14 protein-coding genes are annotated in these 15,637 nt (G+C 70.3%); 7 read left to right on the forward strand and 7 right to left on the reverse strand.

The features are described 5' to 3' along the window. The first annotated feature begins 10 nt into the window (after positions 1-10). Positions 11-274 carry an IclR family transcriptional regulator domain-containing protein gene (locus AC31A1_RS29670; protein WP_489656267.1) on the forward strand — a complete coding sequence of 88 codons (264 nt, stop codon included), beginning with the start codon at positions 11-13 and terminating at the stop codon, positions 272-274. Between the two features lie 17 nt (positions 275-291). Here the strand turns inward: AC31A1_RS29670 and AC31A1_RS29675 are convergent, their stop codons facing one another. The 3 genes from AC31A1_RS29675 to AC31A1_RS29685 form a co-directional block, all read right to left on the reverse strand. Beyond that, entirely contained in the window at positions 292-1,794 is a 1,503-nt protein-coding gene (locus AC31A1_RS29675; RefSeq protein ID WP_489656268.1) for a sugar ABC transporter ATP-binding protein, read from the reverse strand. A 1-nt stretch (position 1,795) separates the two neighbouring features. After that, a complete protein-coding gene (locus AC31A1_RS29680; RefSeq protein WP_489656269.1) occupies positions 1,796-2,857 on the reverse strand; it encodes a sugar ABC transporter substrate-binding protein in 1,062 nt (353 codons plus the stop codon). A 67-nt stretch (positions 2,858-2,924) separates the two neighbouring features. Continuing rightward, entirely contained in the window at positions 2,925-3,974 is a 1,050-nt protein-coding gene (locus AC31A1_RS29685; protein ID WP_489656270.1) for an ABC transporter permease, read from the reverse strand. A 139-nt stretch (positions 3,975-4,113) separates the two neighbouring features. Here AC31A1_RS29685 and AC31A1_RS29690 point away from each other — a divergent pair, with 139 nt between their 5' ends. Continuing rightward, positions 4,114-4,839, forward strand: coding sequence for an SDR family NAD(P)-dependent oxidoreductase (locus AC31A1_RS29690; protein WP_489656271.1), 726 nt, complete (start codon positions 4,114-4,116; stop codon positions 4,837-4,839). Here AC31A1_RS29690 and AC31A1_RS29695 read toward each other — a convergent pair. Further along, positions 4,825-5,547 carry a MerR family transcriptional regulator gene (locus AC31A1_RS29695; RefSeq protein ID WP_489656272.1) on the reverse strand — a complete coding sequence of 241 codons (723 nt, stop codon included), beginning with the start codon at positions 5,545-5,547 and terminating at the stop codon, positions 4,825-4,827. The two genes, AC31A1_RS29690 and AC31A1_RS29695, sit on opposite strands and share 15 nt — an antisense overlap. 80 nt (positions 5,548-5,627) lie before the next feature. Here AC31A1_RS29695 and AC31A1_RS29700 point away from each other — a divergent pair, with 80 nt between their 5' ends. Both AC31A1_RS29700 and AC31A1_RS29705 read left to right on the forward strand, forming a co-directional pair. Further along, a complete protein-coding gene (locus AC31A1_RS29700; protein ID WP_489656273.1) occupies positions 5,628-6,107 on the forward strand; it encodes a macro domain-containing protein in 480 nt (159 codons plus the stop codon). A 113-nt stretch (positions 6,108-6,220) separates the two neighbouring features. Next, positions 6,221-7,150: a PfkB family carbohydrate kinase gene (locus AC31A1_RS29705; RefSeq protein ID WP_489656274.1), complete on the forward strand. Its 930-nt coding sequence runs from the start codon at positions 6,221-6,223 to the stop codon at positions 7,148-7,150. Positions 7,151-7,219: 69 nt separating this feature from the next. On the opposite strand, the gene AC31A1_RS29710 is transcribed toward AC31A1_RS29705, so the two are convergent. After that, positions 7,220-8,689, reverse strand: a complete 1,470-nt coding sequence (locus AC31A1_RS29710; protein ID WP_489656275.1) for a M1 family metallopeptidase — start codon at positions 8,687-8,689, stop codon at positions 7,220-7,222. 233 nt (positions 8,690-8,922) lie between these two features. On the opposite strand from AC31A1_RS29710, the gene AC31A1_RS29715 reads away from it, so the two are divergent. Further along, positions 8,923-10,872 carry a Xaa-Pro dipeptidyl-peptidase gene (locus AC31A1_RS29715; protein WP_489656276.1) on the forward strand — a complete coding sequence of 650 codons (1,950 nt, stop codon included), beginning with the start codon at positions 8,923-8,925 and terminating at the stop codon, positions 10,870-10,872. 111 nt (positions 10,873-10,983) lie between these two features. On the opposite strand, the gene AC31A1_RS29720 is transcribed toward AC31A1_RS29715, so the two are convergent. Further along, positions 10,984-11,943 (reverse strand): FAD-dependent oxidoreductase, encoded by a 960-nt coding sequence (locus AC31A1_RS29720; RefSeq protein WP_489656277.1) that lies wholly within the window; start codon positions 11,941-11,943, stop codon positions 10,984-10,986. A gap of 65 nt (positions 11,944-12,008) precedes the next feature. Between AC31A1_RS29720 and AC31A1_RS29725 the strand changes: the two genes are divergently transcribed. Both AC31A1_RS29725 and AC31A1_RS29730 read left to right on the forward strand, forming a co-directional pair. Then, complete coding sequence (locus AC31A1_RS29725) at positions 12,009-13,034, forward strand: oxidoreductase (protein ID WP_489656278.1); 1,026 nt, start codon at positions 12,009-12,011, stop codon at positions 13,032-13,034. A 48-nt stretch (positions 13,035-13,082) separates the two neighbouring features. Beyond that, positions 13,083-14,726, forward strand: coding sequence for an ABC-F family ATP-binding cassette domain-containing protein (locus AC31A1_RS29730; protein ID WP_489656279.1), 1,644 nt, complete (start codon positions 13,083-13,085; stop codon positions 14,724-14,726). A gap of 13 nt (positions 14,727-14,739) precedes the next feature. Here AC31A1_RS29730 and AC31A1_RS29735 read toward each other — a convergent pair whose 3' ends face one another. Next, positions 14,740-15,366: a DinB family protein gene (locus AC31A1_RS29735; RefSeq protein WP_489656280.1), complete on the reverse strand. Its 627-nt coding sequence runs from the start codon at positions 15,364-15,366 to the stop codon at positions 14,740-14,742. Positions 15,367-15,637: the final 271 nt, after the last annotated feature.

Below are 15,637 nucleotides of genomic sequence, written 5' to 3' on the forward strand. Positions count from 1 at the left end.
GCTCGGAGATGTGTATAAGAGACAGACCCTGGTCCTCCCCGGCCAGCTCGCCCGTGACCTCGCCCTGACCCGGGCCCGCGGCTACGGCGTGAACCTGGAGGAGGCCGAGATCGGCATCTCGGCGGTCGCGGCCCCCGTCTACGCCCAAGACCGCGGCCTCGGCCCGATCGCCGCGATCTCCGTCACCGGCGGTACCCGCCGCCTGGACGTGGACCGCATCGGGGCACGCCTGTGCGCGGCGGCGCGGGCGATCACGCGGATGCTCTCCGACTGACGGGCCGGGGCCGAAGTTCAGCGGTCGGTAGGGGAGTTGGCTCCGGCTCCCGCAGCTTCCGTCCCGTTCGTCCGCTGCATCGCCGCCGCCAGCCCGTGCTCGGTCAACCCCTCCCCGCGCACCTCCTCGGTGACCCGCCCGCGCACGAACACCAGCACCCGGTCACACACCTCCGTCAGCTCCGCGAGGTCGGTCGACGCGATCAGGACGGCCGCGCCGCCCGCCGCCAACTCGCCCACGATGCGGTGCATCTCGGCGCGTACGCCGACGTCGACACCCCGGGTCGGATCGTCCAGGACGACGATCTTCGGTTCGGTCGCGAGCCACTTGGCGAAGACGACCTTCTGCTGGTTGCCGCCGGACAGCCGGGAGACCAGGTCGTACGGCCCGCCGCGCAACCGCAGCCGCTCGGTCGACTCGGCCGCGCGGCGCACGAGTTCGGAGCGGGAGGGGGCGATCCCGCCCCGGCCCAGGGCCAGCCAGCTGACCGCCGTGGTGTTCTCCCACACCGTGCGGTCCACCATCAGCCCGTACCGTTTGCGGTCGCTCGGCACGAAGGCGACGCCCGCGCGCACCGCGCCCCGCAGCGAGCGCGGCAGCCCCCGGCCGCCGACGTCCACCCGGCCCGCGGAGATCGCCGTACGTCCGCACACCACCGCCAGCGCGTCGAGATGGCCCGCACCTTGCAGCCCGGCGGCCCCGACCACCTCACCCGCCCGCACGGTGAAGGTCACGTCGGTCAGTCGCCCGTCGACGTTCACCCGGGACAGCACCACGGGCGGCGGCCGGTCCGCCAAGGACCGTACCCGGCGCGGCGGTTGCTCCGGCCGGCCGCCCAGCATCGCCGACACCAGCTCCGGCACACCGACCTCGGCCCGCTCCACACCCGCCAGGACGACCCGCCCGTCCCGCAGGACCGTCACGCGCCGCGCGAAGCGCATCACCTCGTCCAGGAAGTGGGAGACGTACAGGACGGCGATGCCCCGGCCGGTCAGCGCGCGCAGGACATGGTCGAGACGGTCGACGGCGGCGGCCGGCAGCGCCGACGTGGGCTCGTCGAGGATCAGCAGCTTGGGGCGTCGTAGCAGAGCCCGCGCGATCTCCGTCAACTGCTGGTCCGCGAGGGGCAGTTCGCCCAGCTCCGTACGAGGGTCCACATCCAGGCCCAGTTCCGCGAGGACCGGTCGGGCCGCCCGGTCCATGGCACTCCGGTCCAACAGGCCCAGGCGCCGGGGCGGATGCTGCGGGAAGAGGTTCTCCCGTACGGTGAGGTCCGGGAAGAGGCTCAACTCCTGGGAGACGACGGCGATCCGGGCCTCCTCGGCCGACCGCACCGTCCCGCCGTCCGCCGTCAGCATCCCCGACAGGATGCGTACCAGCGTGGACTTCCCGGCGCCGTTCTCACCGACCAGCGCGTGCACCTCACCGCCGCGCAGCCGGATCGACGCGCCGTCCAACGCCCGTACCCCGCCGTAGGACTTGACCAGTTCCTCCGCCACGAGGATGTCGTCGTGAGCCATCTCAGCGCGCGTCCTTCAGCGGCTTCAGGCTGGCGGACTGGTCGCCGAGCAGCTTGTCGATCGTCGGCTTGTACCAGTCGTACGCCGCCCGCGCCGACTTCTGCCGGGCGATGATCTCGTCGATGTTCGAGGAGTCGACGACCCCGTCGGGCGACAGGAACCAGCCGTCCGGCAGTTTCCCCTTCTTGTCGCGCACGGCCTCGATCAGCATCGCCGTGGACAGATAGCCCTTCAGGTAGTGCTGCGGGTCGATGGTGACGAAGTTGGAGCCGTCCTTGACCGCGTCCAGGGTCTTCGGGTCGACGTCGAAGCCGGCCGTGAGCCACTTGCCGTTCTCGGCCTTCTTGATCTTGGCGAGGTTGTAGCTGTCGGCGTCACCGACACCGAGGAAGGCGAGCGCGTCCGGGTGCGCGTTCACCTGCGCGGACCAGGCGCTGTAGTTCTGGCCGGGATCGCTGTACGTCTGGAAGGGGCCGAGGACCTTGACGCCGGGCGCCTCCTTCTTGAACGTGTCGGAGATGCCCTTGGCCCGGTTGTCGAGCACCGGCGTCCCCGGGTTGGGCACGCCGATCACGATCTGGCCCTTCGGGCTGCTGCCGAGCCGCTTCAGCGCCTCCTTGGCCATCAGCTCGCCGAGCGCGTAATTGTCGTTGCCCACATAGAAACCGACCTTGCTGCCGTCGGTGGGGGAGGTGTCCAGGGCGACGACCGGGATGCCTTGGTCGACGGCGCGTGCGGCGGGCCGGGTGAAGACCGGCGGGTCGAGGTTCTCCAGGACGATGCCGTCCTTGGCGACGGCGGTGAGGTTCTGGAACAGCTGCACCTCGGCGGGCCCGTCCGTGTTGGGCGGTCCTACGGCCTTGAAGTCGACCTTCCCCGCGTGGCTCGCGGCGCTCTGCGCGCCCAGCACCATCTCGTGGGCGAAGTTCAGGGAGATGTTGGCGACCGAAATACCCATTTTCAGCCTGCCGTCGCTGCCGCCGGAACCGCTGCCGCAGCCTGCGGTGGCCAGCAGGACCAGGGCGCCGAGCGCCGCGGACCAGGTACGCGAACGGGAGTGCATCACGGCCTCCAAAAGGCTGGACCACAGGGGGACTTGACCACAGGGCGACTTGGGCGACGGGGAGACTTCACCTGCGACGGCGTCCCGTGCGGCGCAGCGCGCTGTCGGCCGCGACGGCGACGAGGATCACCCCGCCGGTCGCGAACGACGTCCAGTTGATGGGTACTTCGAAGAACACCAGGCCGGAGGCGACGACCGACAGGATCATCGCCCCGGCCACCGCCCCGACCACCGAGCCGCGGCCCCCGGCCAGCGGAGTGCCGCCGATGATGCACGCGGCGATCGCCTGCAACTCGTAGCCCTGTCCCAGAGTCGGGTCCCCGGCGCCGTAGAAGGCGAGCGCGAGGACGGCGGCGCACGCGGTGGTGAGCCCGGAGAGGGCCAGTGCCTGGATACGGGTGCGGACGACCGGGATGCCGCTGAACGCGGCGGCGTCGGGGTTGGACCCGATCGCCCGCACCCGGGCGCCGAAGCGCGTCCGGGACAGCACGACCGCCAGCACGACGATCACGGCGAGCAGCACCCACAGCGCGAACGGCACCCCGCCCGGATCGCCGCCCGCGAAGGTGAAGAACGAGTCGTCCAGGGGGAGATCGGTGATCTGCTTGCCGTCGGCCAGCGCCAGCCCGACACCCCGGAAGAGCATCAGCGTGCCCAGCGTCACGATGAACGACGGCAGCGCCAGCAGCGTTGTCACCAGCGCGTTGAACACGCCCAGCGCGATCCCGGTGACCAGCATCACCGGCACCGCGAGCCAGGGCGGGGTGCCGTCCCGGATCAGCAACGCCCCGACGACGAGGCACATCGCGTAGGTCCCGCCCACGGACAGATCGACCTCGCGCATCGACAGCGCGAAGACCATGCCGCACGCCATCAGCGAGATGTAGACGGAGTTGTGGGCCGTGGACAGGAGGTTGTTCGTGTCCAGGAAGTCCGGGTACGGGATGCCGATCCCGGCGATCAGCAGCCCCAGCACGAGCAGCACACCGAACTCGTCCCGGACCAACCGGCGCGGACGCGGGCCGAATCGACGCCGGACGATCGCCAACCTGCCCTGCCCGCCGCCCTGTTCGCGGGCGCGCTCGGCGTCGTCCACGGCACGCTCGGTCTCGGTCATCGGGCACGGCTCCCGTAATCACGGCTGGTGCTGGTATCGCCCCGCAGCGTGGGCTCACCCGACGGGGGCGGCAACAAGGGCGTTTCAGCGAGTGGAATGCGCTCTTGCCGTGTGCCTGACGGGTCAGCACACTCGCCCCATGGAGACACGGACCGCCCTGGTGACCGGAGCGGCACAGGGCCTCGGGCGGGAGTTCGCCGTCGCGCTCGCCGGGCACGGCCACCGGGTCGCCGGACTCGACCTCGTCCCACAGCCGGAGACCGCCGAAAAGGTCCCGGACTACGTGGAGTTGATCGGGGACGTCACCGACGAGGGCCAGATCCAGGGGGCGTTGGAACGCGTCGTCGAGGAGTTCGGCACCCTGCACATCCTCGTCAACAACGCCGGTGTCTACCCGTCGTGCCCCTTCGAGGAGATCACACCCGAGGAATGGCGCCGGATCATGCGCGTCAACCTGGAAGCCCCGTTCCTGCTGACCCGCGCGGTCCTGCCGTATCTGAAGGCCGCCGGCTGGGGCCGTGTCGTCAACATCGTCTCGGCCGCCGTCCTCACCGCACCGCCCACGATGGTGCCGTACGTCGCCTCGAAGATGGGCCTGATCGGCTTCACCAGATCACTCGCCGCGGCGCTCGGGCCGTACGGCATCACCGTCAACGCCATCGCGCCCAGCATGGTGCGCACCGCGACGGCCGAGCGGACGGTCGGTGCGGACGGCGGCTTCGAGCACGTCCGCGACGGTCAGGTCGTCCCGCGTACGCAGGAGCCGTCGGACCTGGTCTCTACGCTGCTGTACGTCGTCGACGAGGGCAGCGGGTTCCTGACCGGGCAGACGCTGAACGTGTCGGGCGGCTCAGCCTTCCTCTGACTCCCGCGACTCCTCCGGCCCCTTGAGCCACTCACGGAGCTCCTCCCGCAGCGACCGCTGAAAGGTCGTCAGAAGAGCCTGCACAACCAGGGGTTGCATGTGCGCGGACAGCGACTTCACGTCCTGCGCGGCGCGTTGGGAGACCTCCCCGCGGAACACCTGCGACAACTCGTGGGCCGCCGCGCGGGAGTGCTCGATCAGTACGTTCCGGGACGCGAGGATCGCCTCCTGCGACACCGGTACGTCGAGCAACTGCATGCCCAGCCGGAGCGGCCCGGAGTCGACGCGGTAGGAGGCCCCGTCGGGCCCGACCACGCCCATCGCGACGAGCCGCTCCACGTCCTCCTCGCTCAGCGCCCGGCCGGCCCGCCGCTCCAACTCCCCGCGGTCCAGGGTCTCCACCGTGTCCGGCGCCCACGACGCCACCACCGCGCGGTGGATCGCGAGGTCGTGCGCGCTGAGGTCAGGCGGCAGCTGCCCCAGATAGCGCTCGATCGCGGCCAGCGTCATGCCCTGGTGCTGCAACTCCTCGATCAACGCGAGCCGCGACAGATGCTTCTGCCCGTAGTGCCCGACCCGCCGCGCCCCGATCACCGGCGGCGGGAGCAGCCCCTTGGTGCTGTAGAACCGGACCGTGCGGACCGTGGTACCGGCCCGTGCGGCCAGTTCGTCGATCGTGAGCGTCGGCTCCTCGGTGTCGGTCGTCATACGCAGCAGTATCGCTGTCTCACCAACGCTGTGAAACCGCGCAGGGCCCGTTGTCAGTGGTGGCGCCTACGGTAGGTGTCATGGGGGAGATCAACTATGTCCGGGGAGACGCGACCGTTCCGTCGGTCAAGGGCGTCAAGGTGATCGCGCATGTCTGCAACGACATCGGGGGCTGGGGAAAGGGCTTCGTACTGGCGCTGTCGCGCCGCTGGCCCGAACTGGAGAAGGCGTACCGGTCCTGGCACCGGGACCGCGCGGCCAACGACTTCGGCCTGGGCGCCGTCCAACTCGTCAAGGTCGAGCGTCATCTGTGGGTCGCCAACATGATCGGCCAGCGCGGCATCCGCACGGGCAGCAAGGGCGTCCCCGTGCGCTACGAGGCGATCGACACCGCCCTGTCACACCTCGCGGACCGGGTCACCGAACTCGGCGCCTCCGTCCACATGCCCCGCATAGGGTGCGGCCTCGCGGGCGGCAAGTGGTCACGGGTCGAACCGCTGATCACCGAGCGGCTGGTGCGGAGGGGGATCGCGGTGACGGTGTACGACCACGGGGACTGAGCCGCCGGGCCCGACCGGCCCCAGGCTGAAGGTAGTTGCAGTACCTTGCGCAATTTCTTGCGGCGACTCCCGCCGCCTGCTTGACTCGCTGCTCGCATCCGACAGGGAGAGCCATGAGCCGTGACATCGACGTCCTCGTCCTCGGCGGCGCCGGAGTGGACACCATCGTCCACGTGCCCGAACTACCGCTCCCGTACGCCGACAGCTACATGATCGACCCCGGTATCCGCACCCGCGCGGGCCAGACCGGCGACTTCGTCGCCCTCGGCCTCAGCGCGCTGGGCCTGCGCACCCACCACCTCGACATGCTCGGCGCCGACCCCGAGGGCGACCTGGTCCGCGCCCTGCACCGCGACCACGCCATCCCGCTCACCGAAGTCCCGCAGCCCGCCGGCACCAAGCGCGCGGTCAACCTCGTGGGCCCCGACGGCCGGCGCCTCTCCCTCTACGACGCGACCCGCGCCCACCCCGACGACCGCCTCCCGGAACCTACGGTCCGCGCCCTCGCCACGAGGAGCCGCCACGCCCACGTCTCCATCACCCAGCCCTGCGCCCACGCCCTCCCGCTGTTGCGCGAGTCCGGCACGACGATCTCGACGGACCTGCACAACTGGGACGGCGAGAACCCGTACCAGGAGGAGTTCGCCCACGCGGCGGACATCGTCTTCCTGTCCACCACCGCCCTGACCGGCGACCCCGGGCGCACCATGCGCGCCATCGCCGAGCGGGGCCGGGCCGAGCTGGTCGTCGCCACGGCCGGAGCGGAGGGCGCGTATCTGCTGGCAGACGACGAGGTGACCCACATCCCGCCGGTCACCCCACCGTCCCCGCTGATCGACTCGAACGGCGCGGGCGACGCCTTCGCCGCCGCCTTCCTCTACGGCTGGCTCAACCGAGAGACCCCACAACGCGCCGCCCTGTACGGCACGATCGCGGGGGCGCATGCCTGCACGGTGCCGTCGACGGAGACGGAGGCGATACACCGCGACCAACTCCAAGCAAGGGCGGCTGATTTGGACACGGCAAGGAGGGCGCCCCTTTAGGGGCGCGGGGAACTGCGCGACCAGCCACAACGGGCCCGCAGTCCCCACACCACAGAACTCGGCAGACGCTTAGTGGACGTCGTTCGTAGCCGCAATCTTCTTCCACGACTTCGGCTGCACCGGAGCCACAACCGCCTTCGCCGCCGGCACCGCAGGCTTCGTCGGCTGGAACAGCCACGTGTCGAAGAGCGCGCCCAACGACTTCCCCGACACCTGCTCGGCGTAGGCCCGGAAGTCCTCGACCGACGCGTTGCCGTAAGCGTGCTCCTTCGGCCAGCCCTTCAGAACCGCGAAGAACGCATCGTCACCGATCTCGTTCCGCAGCGCCTGGATGGCCAACGCACCCCGGTCGTAGACCGGAAGCTCGAACTGGTTCTCCGGCCCGGGGTCACCCGGCGCGATCGTCCAGAACGCATCGTCCGCCGGATGCGAGGCATACACATAGTCGGCGAGCTGCTGCGCCGTCCCCTCGCCCTCGTGCTCGGACCAGAGCCACTGCGCGTAGCGCGCGAAGCCCTCGTTGATCCAGATGTCCTTCCAGCCCTTCAGGGACACGTCGTCGCCGTACCACTGGTGGGCCAACTCATGCACCACGACAGAGGTGTTGGCGCCGTTCGCGAACTGCTTCTGGCTGTAGTAGACGCGGGTCTGCGTCTCCAGCGCGTACCCGGTGGTCGTGTTGGGGACGTACCCGCCGGCGCTGCTGAAGGGGTACGGACCGAAGTAGCCGCTCAGCCAGTCGACGATCTCGCCGGTCCGCTCCACGCTCGCCCGCGCGGACCCGTCGTTGTCACCGAGGTCCTTGCTGTAGGCGTTGATGACCGGGACGCCGCCGTCCGAGGTGCTGGTGGTGATGTCGAACTTCCCGAGGGCGAGTGTGGCCAGATACGTCGCCTGGGGCTTGTTCTCCCGCCAGTTGTAGCGGGTCCAGCCGAGCTGCGAACTCGTCGACTGGAGCGTGCCGTTGGAGATGGCCTGGGTGCCGTTCGGCACCGCCACCGACACGTCGTAGGTCGCCTTGTCGCTCGGGTGGTCGTTGCTCGGGAACCACCACCACGCCGACTCGGGCTCGTCCGCCGCGACCGCGCCGTCCGGGGTCCGGTGCCAGGTGGTGAAGCCGTACGCGCTCTTCGTGGACGGCACCCCGCTGTAGCGGACCACGACCGTGATCGGCGTGCCCTTGGGCAACGGGGTCTTCGGGGTGATCTCCAGCTCGTGCTGGCCGGAGGTCGCGAACGTCGCCTTGGCGCCGTTGACCCGGATCTCGCTGACGTCCAGCAGGAAGTCCAGATTGAAGCGGGACAGATCCTCCGTGGTCTTGGCGAGGATCGTCGCCGTGCCCGCCAACTCGTCCGTCGCGGGCTGGTATTGGAGCCTGAGGTCGTAGTGCGAGACGTCGTATCCGCCGTTGCCGTAGAACGGGTAGTAGGGGTCGCCGATGCCCGGAGCGCCGGGGGAGTAGCTTGCCGCCGACGCCGGGATCGCCAGCATGAGCGAGGCCGCCGCGAGTGCGCCCGGCGCGATGATTCTGCGGTGCACGAGAACTCCAAGTCGTAGGGCTCCACGAGAAGTTCGGAGAACCGTGGGGGTCCACGAAGGTCGAAGAGCCGTAGGGGTCGGTCCACGAAGTCTGTTCAGAGGCTATTCACTCCCTGTGGCCCCGCGCCTGTCCACGGCCCCTCCTGTCACACGATCGCCATTCGGCCGTCATGACCCCGAACGGCCCCGAGTGCCTCTTCCAGCACGGGAGTTGACCGATGTACCGTCCGCGCATGCCGAAACGCACGCGCTTCACGATCTGGAGATCGCTCGCGACCGCGGCGATCGCCGCCCTCCTGGCCGCCTTCCTCACCCCGGTGGCGGCCCAGAGCGCCCCACAGGAGAGCCAACCCGTCTACTCCTACGCCAACGCCGTCCGCGAGGCCGTCTGGGTGGACACCGGACTCGACGGCGACGGCGACGGAAAGGCCGACCGGGTCGCCGTCGACATCGTCCGGCCCAGCGAACCCGCCCGCCAGGGCCGCAAAGTCCCCGTCATCATGGACGCCAGCCCCTACTACTCCTGCTGCGGCCGCGGCAACGAGAGCCAGCTGAAGACGTACGACGCCGGCGGCAACGTTGTCCAGATGCCGCTCTTCTACGACAACTACTTCGTGCCCCGCGGCTACGCCTTCGTCGGCGTCGACCTCGCCGGCACCAACCGCTCCGACGGCTGCGTCGACGTCGGCGGCCGCTCCGACATCCAGTCCGCGAAGGCCGTCGTCGACTGGCTCAACGGACGCGCCAAGGCGTACACGACACGCACCGGAACCGTTCGCTCGCAAGCGAGTTGGACCAACGGCAACACCGGGATGATCGGCAAGAGCTGGGACGGCACCATCGCCAACGGCGTCGCCGCCACCGGTGTGAAGGGCCTGAAGACGATCGTCCCGATCAGCGCCATCTCCTCCTGGTACGACTACTACTTCGCCAAGGGCGCCCCGCTCTACGACTCCGGCCCCGACTGGCTCTCCGGCTACGTCGACAGCCCCGATGCGCAGGCCAAGTGCGCCGCCGTCCAGCAGAAGATCGTCGACGGAGCCCCGCGTACCGGGGACTGGACGCCGTTCTGGACCGAGCGCGACTACGTGAAGGACGCGAGCAAGGTCAAGGCCAGCGTCTTCCTCGTGCACGGCATGCAGGACCTCAACGTCCGCACCAAGAACTTCGGCCAGTGGTGGGACGCCCTCGCCAAGAACGGCGTCGAGCGCAAGATCTGGCTCTCCCAGACCGGCCACGTCGACCCCTTCGACTACCGCCGTACGCAGTGGGTGGACACCCTGCACCGCTGGTTCGACCACGAACTCCTCGGCTACGACAACGGAATCGACCGCCGGCCGATGGCCGATGTCGAACGCCACCCGGACCAGTGGGTCACGTCGGCGACCTGGCCGCCGAGCGGCACCGCGACGATCACCCTCCACCCGGCGCAGGGCACCCAGGCGGGCGTGGGCACGCTCGGCCTCGGCACCGGCGCGGGCACCGAGACGTTCACCGACAACCCCCAGGAGAGCGAGACCGACTGGGCGGCCGCGATCGACAAGTCGACCGCGGACAAGGCCGGTTTCGTCACCGGACCCCTCACGAAGGACCTGCGCCTGTCGGGTTCCTCGAAGGTGACGATCACCGCGACGCCCACGACCTCAACGGCCCATCTGTCGGCCGTACTTGTCGATGTCGGCCCCGACACGATCCGGGACTACGCCGACTCGGCCGAGGGCATCACCACGCTCACGAACCGCACCTGCTGGGGCGAGAGCACGGCGGGCGACAGTGCGTGCTTCCTCGCAACTCAGGCCAAGACGAAGGCGGTTGACTACAACGTCTTCAGTCGAGGCTGGGCCGACCTCGGCAACTACGCCTCCGCCACGAAGGGTGTACCGCTAACCCCGGGCAAGGCCTACACCATCACCCTCGACCTGGCGGCGACCGACCACGTCGTCCGGGCCGGACACCGCCTCGCCCTGATCGTCGCGGGCACGGACAAGGACCTCATCGACCCGCCGTCCACCACCCCGACCCTCACCCTGAATCTGTCCCGCACCGCGGCCCAACTCCCGCTCGTCGGCGGCGCGTCGGCGTTCGCGAAGGCCACGGCGGGCAGCAAGTCCGTGGCATCCGACGCCGAGACCCTCGACGGCGTACGGGCACCGCGCAGCGCCCGGCGGGTCCCCGGCAACTGATCACCGACTCGGTGCGGGGCGGCGGAGCGAGTGGGCTCCGCCGCCCCACACCGAGCTCGGGCATGTCGTACAGGTGGGCCGCCGTGAGGACCTGATCCCGAGCCTCGCGGCTCAGCCCCGCCGCGCCTCCACCAGCTCCGCGGCCTCCCGCGCACACCCCCACGCCACCGTGATCCCCGCCCCACCGTGACCGTAGTTGTGCACCAACACCCGTCCGTCCCGCAGCACTTCACGCTCCAGGCGCACCGAGGGCCGCGTGGGCCGCAGCCCCACCCGGTGTTCCAGCACCCGCGCCCCGGCGATCTCCGGCCGGATCGCCGCGCACCGGGCGATGATCGCCTCGGCGACCGCGGGATCGGGTGTCATCGACCAGGCGTCCTCCTCGGCCGTGCCGCCCAGGATCAGCCCGCCCGGCTGCGGGAAGAAGTACGTGGACGTGTCCGCGGAGTGGTCGACGGACGTCAGCCAGGTCGTGATCCCCGGGTTCTCCACGACGACCAACTGCCCGCGCACCGGCCGCACCGAGGGATCGGGCACGAGGTCCAGGGAGTCGAGCCCCGTGCAGTTGACCACGACGGCCGCCGGCACCTCCGTGAGATCCACCACCGACTGCTCCTCGACGGTCCCGCCCAGCTCCAGGAACCGCCCCCGCAGCCACGGCAGATGGGCCGGCATGTCGATCAGCGGCAACCGCGCCCACAGCCCGCCGCCCGCGTACTCCTCGGCCAGCGCCGGCCGCAGCCCCGGCACCCGGGCCGCCCACGACCCCAGCTCGTCCAGCCGCGTCTCACCCTGTACACCCTCGACCATGCGTACGCCCGTCTCCTCGGGCCGCGCCGCCAACTCCTCGTACACGACGAGGGATTGGAGCGCCCACTCACCGACGAGCGCCTCCGGCTCGATCCGGTACGGCCACCACAGGGCGCCCGCGACCGCCGAGGTCGTCAGCTCGACAGGCTCCCGCGTCCACACCCGCACCCGGGCACCGCGCTCCGCCAGCACGACCGCCGTCGTCAACCCGATGACGCCCCCGCCGACCACGATCACATCGCCACTCATGCCCCTGTCCATGCGCGGACGGTAGCGGAATACGCCATGCAGTGCTCACATCCCCTCGCGCTGGGGATACTCACGGCATGTCTGCCGAATACGCGGCCTTCGGCCTGGCACCGGCGATGCGTGCCGGTGAAGTCCTCGCGGGCGGCGGCTACCAGCTGCACCGCGACTTCGTCGACTTCATCGTCGACGGACGCCCGCTGCTGTTCCAGCTCACGGACCTGGACGCCGTCTCCCCGCTCGCCTCCGACGTCCCACCGGCGATCTTCACCGCCCAGGTCCGCAGCCTCCTCCTGGAGACGGACCCACCCCTGAAGGGCGGCCGCTACGTCATCTACGGCTGTCCCGAGTGCGAGGACCTGGCCTGCGGCGCCGTCACCGCCGTCATCCAGCAGGACGGCGCCGACTACATCTGGCGCGACTTCGCCTGGCAGACCGACGAAACCGCCGACCTGGAACGCAACGGCTACCACGGCATAGGACCCTTCCGCTTCGCCGGAGCCGAGTACCGCGCGGCCCTCGACTCCCTCGTCGACGGCACCGCGCCCCCGGTCGCCAAACGCCGCGTCCTGCTGATCGGCGCCCGCGTCGCGATCCTCGCCAAGCTCGCCGCCGCCCTGCGCGCCATCGGCATCGGCGCCGACATCACCGGCGACGCGACCCACGTCCCCGCCGACGAACTCCGCGGCTACGGCGCCGTAGCGTTCGGCCGGGCCGTCACGGAGGAGCAACGGGCCGCCGTACGGGCCGCGTTCGACCTCGCCGGGGTCGACGTGGCGTACGTCGACGGCCTCGCGCCCATCGTCCCGCTCCTCGTCGCCCAGATCGAACACGCCCTGGACCGCCGCCCCGCCGAGCAGCACCGGCTGACCCGCCTGGTCGCGGCCGACGGCGAGGCGGGCATCGAGGTCACCTCGCCGTGCCGGGTGCGCGTCACCGCGTACCGACTCGACCGCCTCTACCGCGGCCACACCCAGGAACTCTTCGACGGCGTGCTGGAACCCGGCCGCCACCACATTGCCCTGGACGCGAAGGCGGTGAAGGGCGAGTCCTTCGTCGTGGCCCGCACCACGGGGAGCGTGCTGGTGGAGGCGATGGCGCGGTGAAAACCGCGGCGCGGGCGGGGAAGGGGACCGATTAGGATCGGCGGTCTGATGACTGCCACTCTCGTCGCCAAGAATCTCGCCGCCGGACACGGCGACCGCGCCCTCTTCACCGGGCTCGACCTCGTCGTCGCACCCGGCGATGTGATCGGCCTTGTCGGTGCCAACGGCGCGGGCAAGTCCACCCTGCTCAGGATGCTCGCCGGTCTGCTCGCACCGGAGGAGGGCGAGCTGCGCCTCTCCCCGCCGGCAGCGACCGTAGGCCACCTCCCGCAGGAGCCGGAACGGCGCCCGGGCGAGAGCGTGCGCGCATTCCTCGCGCGCCGCACGGGAGTCGCCGAGGCCCAGCGGACCATGGACGAGGCCACGCAGGCACTGGTGGACGGCGCACCCGGCGCCGACGACGCGTACTCGGCGAGCCTGGAGCGCTGGCTCGACCTCGGTGGCGCCGACCTCGACGAACGGGCCGATGAGATCGCCGACTCGCTCGGCCTGGCGATCGACCTGGACCAGCCGATGACGTCCCTGTCCGGCGGCCAGGCGGCACGCGCGGGCCTGGCGTCCCTCCTCCTCTCCCGCTACGACGTCTTCCTGCTCGACGAGCCCACCAACGACCTGGACCTCGACGGCCTGGAGCGCCTCGAACGCTTCGTCTCCGGCCTGCGCGCGGGCACGGTCGTCGTGTCGCACGACCGCGAGTTCCTCACCCGCACGGTCACCAAGGTCCTCGAACTCGACCTGGCCCAGAACCAGATCAACCTCTACGGCGGCGGCTACGAGGCGTACCTGGAGGAGCGGGACGTGGCGCGCCGGCACGCCCGCGACGACTTCGAGGAGTACGCCGACAAGCGCTCCGCGCTCCAGGACCGGGCGCAGATGCAGCGCGGCTGGATGGACAAGGGCGTCAAGAACGCCCGCCGCAAGGCGAACAACGACAACGACAAGATCGGCCGCAAGTTCCGCAGCGAGGCGAGCGAGAAGCAGGCGGCGAAGGCCCGGCAGACCCAGCGGATGATCGAACGCCTCGATGTCGTCGAGGAGCCCCGCAAGGAGTGGGAGCTGCGGATGGAGATCGCGTCCGCGCCGCGCTCCGGTGCGGTCGTGGCGACGTTGCGGGACGCGGAGGTACGGCGGGGTGACTTCAGCTTCGGGCCGGTGTCCCTCCAGATCGACTGGGCGGACCGGGTCGCGGTGACCGGCGCGAACGGTGCGGGCAAGTCGACGCTGCTCGGCGCGCTGCTCGGCCGTATCCCGCTGGACGCCGGGCACGCGACGCTGGGCTCGGGTGTTCTGGTGGGCGAGGTCGATCAGGCCCGGCAGTTGTTCCACGGTACGGAGTCGCTGCTCGACGCGTTCTGTGCGGCCGTGCCGGACACGGAACCCGCCGAAGTCCGCACGCTGCTGGCCAAGTTCGGGCTCAAGGCACACCACGTGATGCGGCCGGCGGGGACGCTGTCACCGGGTGAGCGGACCCGTTCTGCTCTGGCCCTTCTGCAGGGGCGCGGGGTGAATCTCCTGGTACTGGATGAGCCGACGAACCACCTGGACCTTCCGGCTATTGAGCAACTGGAGTCGGCCCTCGATGCGTATGAGGGCACGCTGCTGTTGGTCACTCATGATCGGCGGATGCTGGATGCGGTTCAGGTGACTCGGCGGTTGGAGGTGGCGGACGGGAAGGTGACGGAGCAACGGTGAGTAGCGGTGAGGTTCAGGTTGTTCGTTCACTGCGGGGCGGTGGGGGCTGGTCGCGCAGTTCCCCGCGCCCCTTAAGGGCGGCCTGCTCCACCCGGTTCCGGTGCTCTGCCCACCAACTCGCGTCACCAGGGGCCATGTTGGTGCCCCCGGCCCGTTGCCCCACCGTTCCGTCGATGAGTTCTCGTACGACGTCGGCGTGGCCTGCGTGTCGGGACGTCTCGTAGGTCATGTGGACGAGGGTGCGGTGCAGGGTGAGTTCGTTGCCTCCCTCGCCGGGCATGCGGCCGATCGCATCGAGGGGGAGCGCCTCGATCGTCGCGTCGGAGTGGGCGCAGATCCGCCGGTAGTCGCCGACGATCTGCTCACGTGTCTCGTCCGGCGTCGCCCACAGATCCGCGTTCGGCTCGGCGTCCCCCGCGATCCACAACGCCGGCCCGTCGACCGGCCGCCCGAAGACCGTCCCGAAGTAGAACGCCTCGGCCCCGGCAAGATGCTTGACCAGCCCCAGCAGATTGGTGCCGGTCGGCGTCATCGGCCGCCGGATGTCGTACTCCGACAGCCCTTCGAGCTTCCACAGCAGCGCGTCCCGGGAGTCCTGCAGAAAGACGCGCAGATCGGCTTTGAAGTCCGGTGAGATCATGCCCCCAGTCTGTCGGCGAGATGATCGACGTCCACCAATTTTCGCCGCCGCGCGCCCACCCCTCAGGGGCGCGGGGCTGAATCTATTTGCGGCTCCGCCGCGGGGCGCGACCAGCCCCCACCGGCCCGCAGCTACCCCACAACCTGACCGGCGAAGCCGTCAGCGCTTGCCCTTCTTGCCCGGGTCCAACAACCCTGCCTTCCGCAAGGCATCAGCCATCGCACTGTTCCCCGGCGGCGGAGCCGCCTGCCGCGATCCACCACCCTGGCCC

Source organism: Streptomyces sp. P5F9, assembly GCF_057961495.1.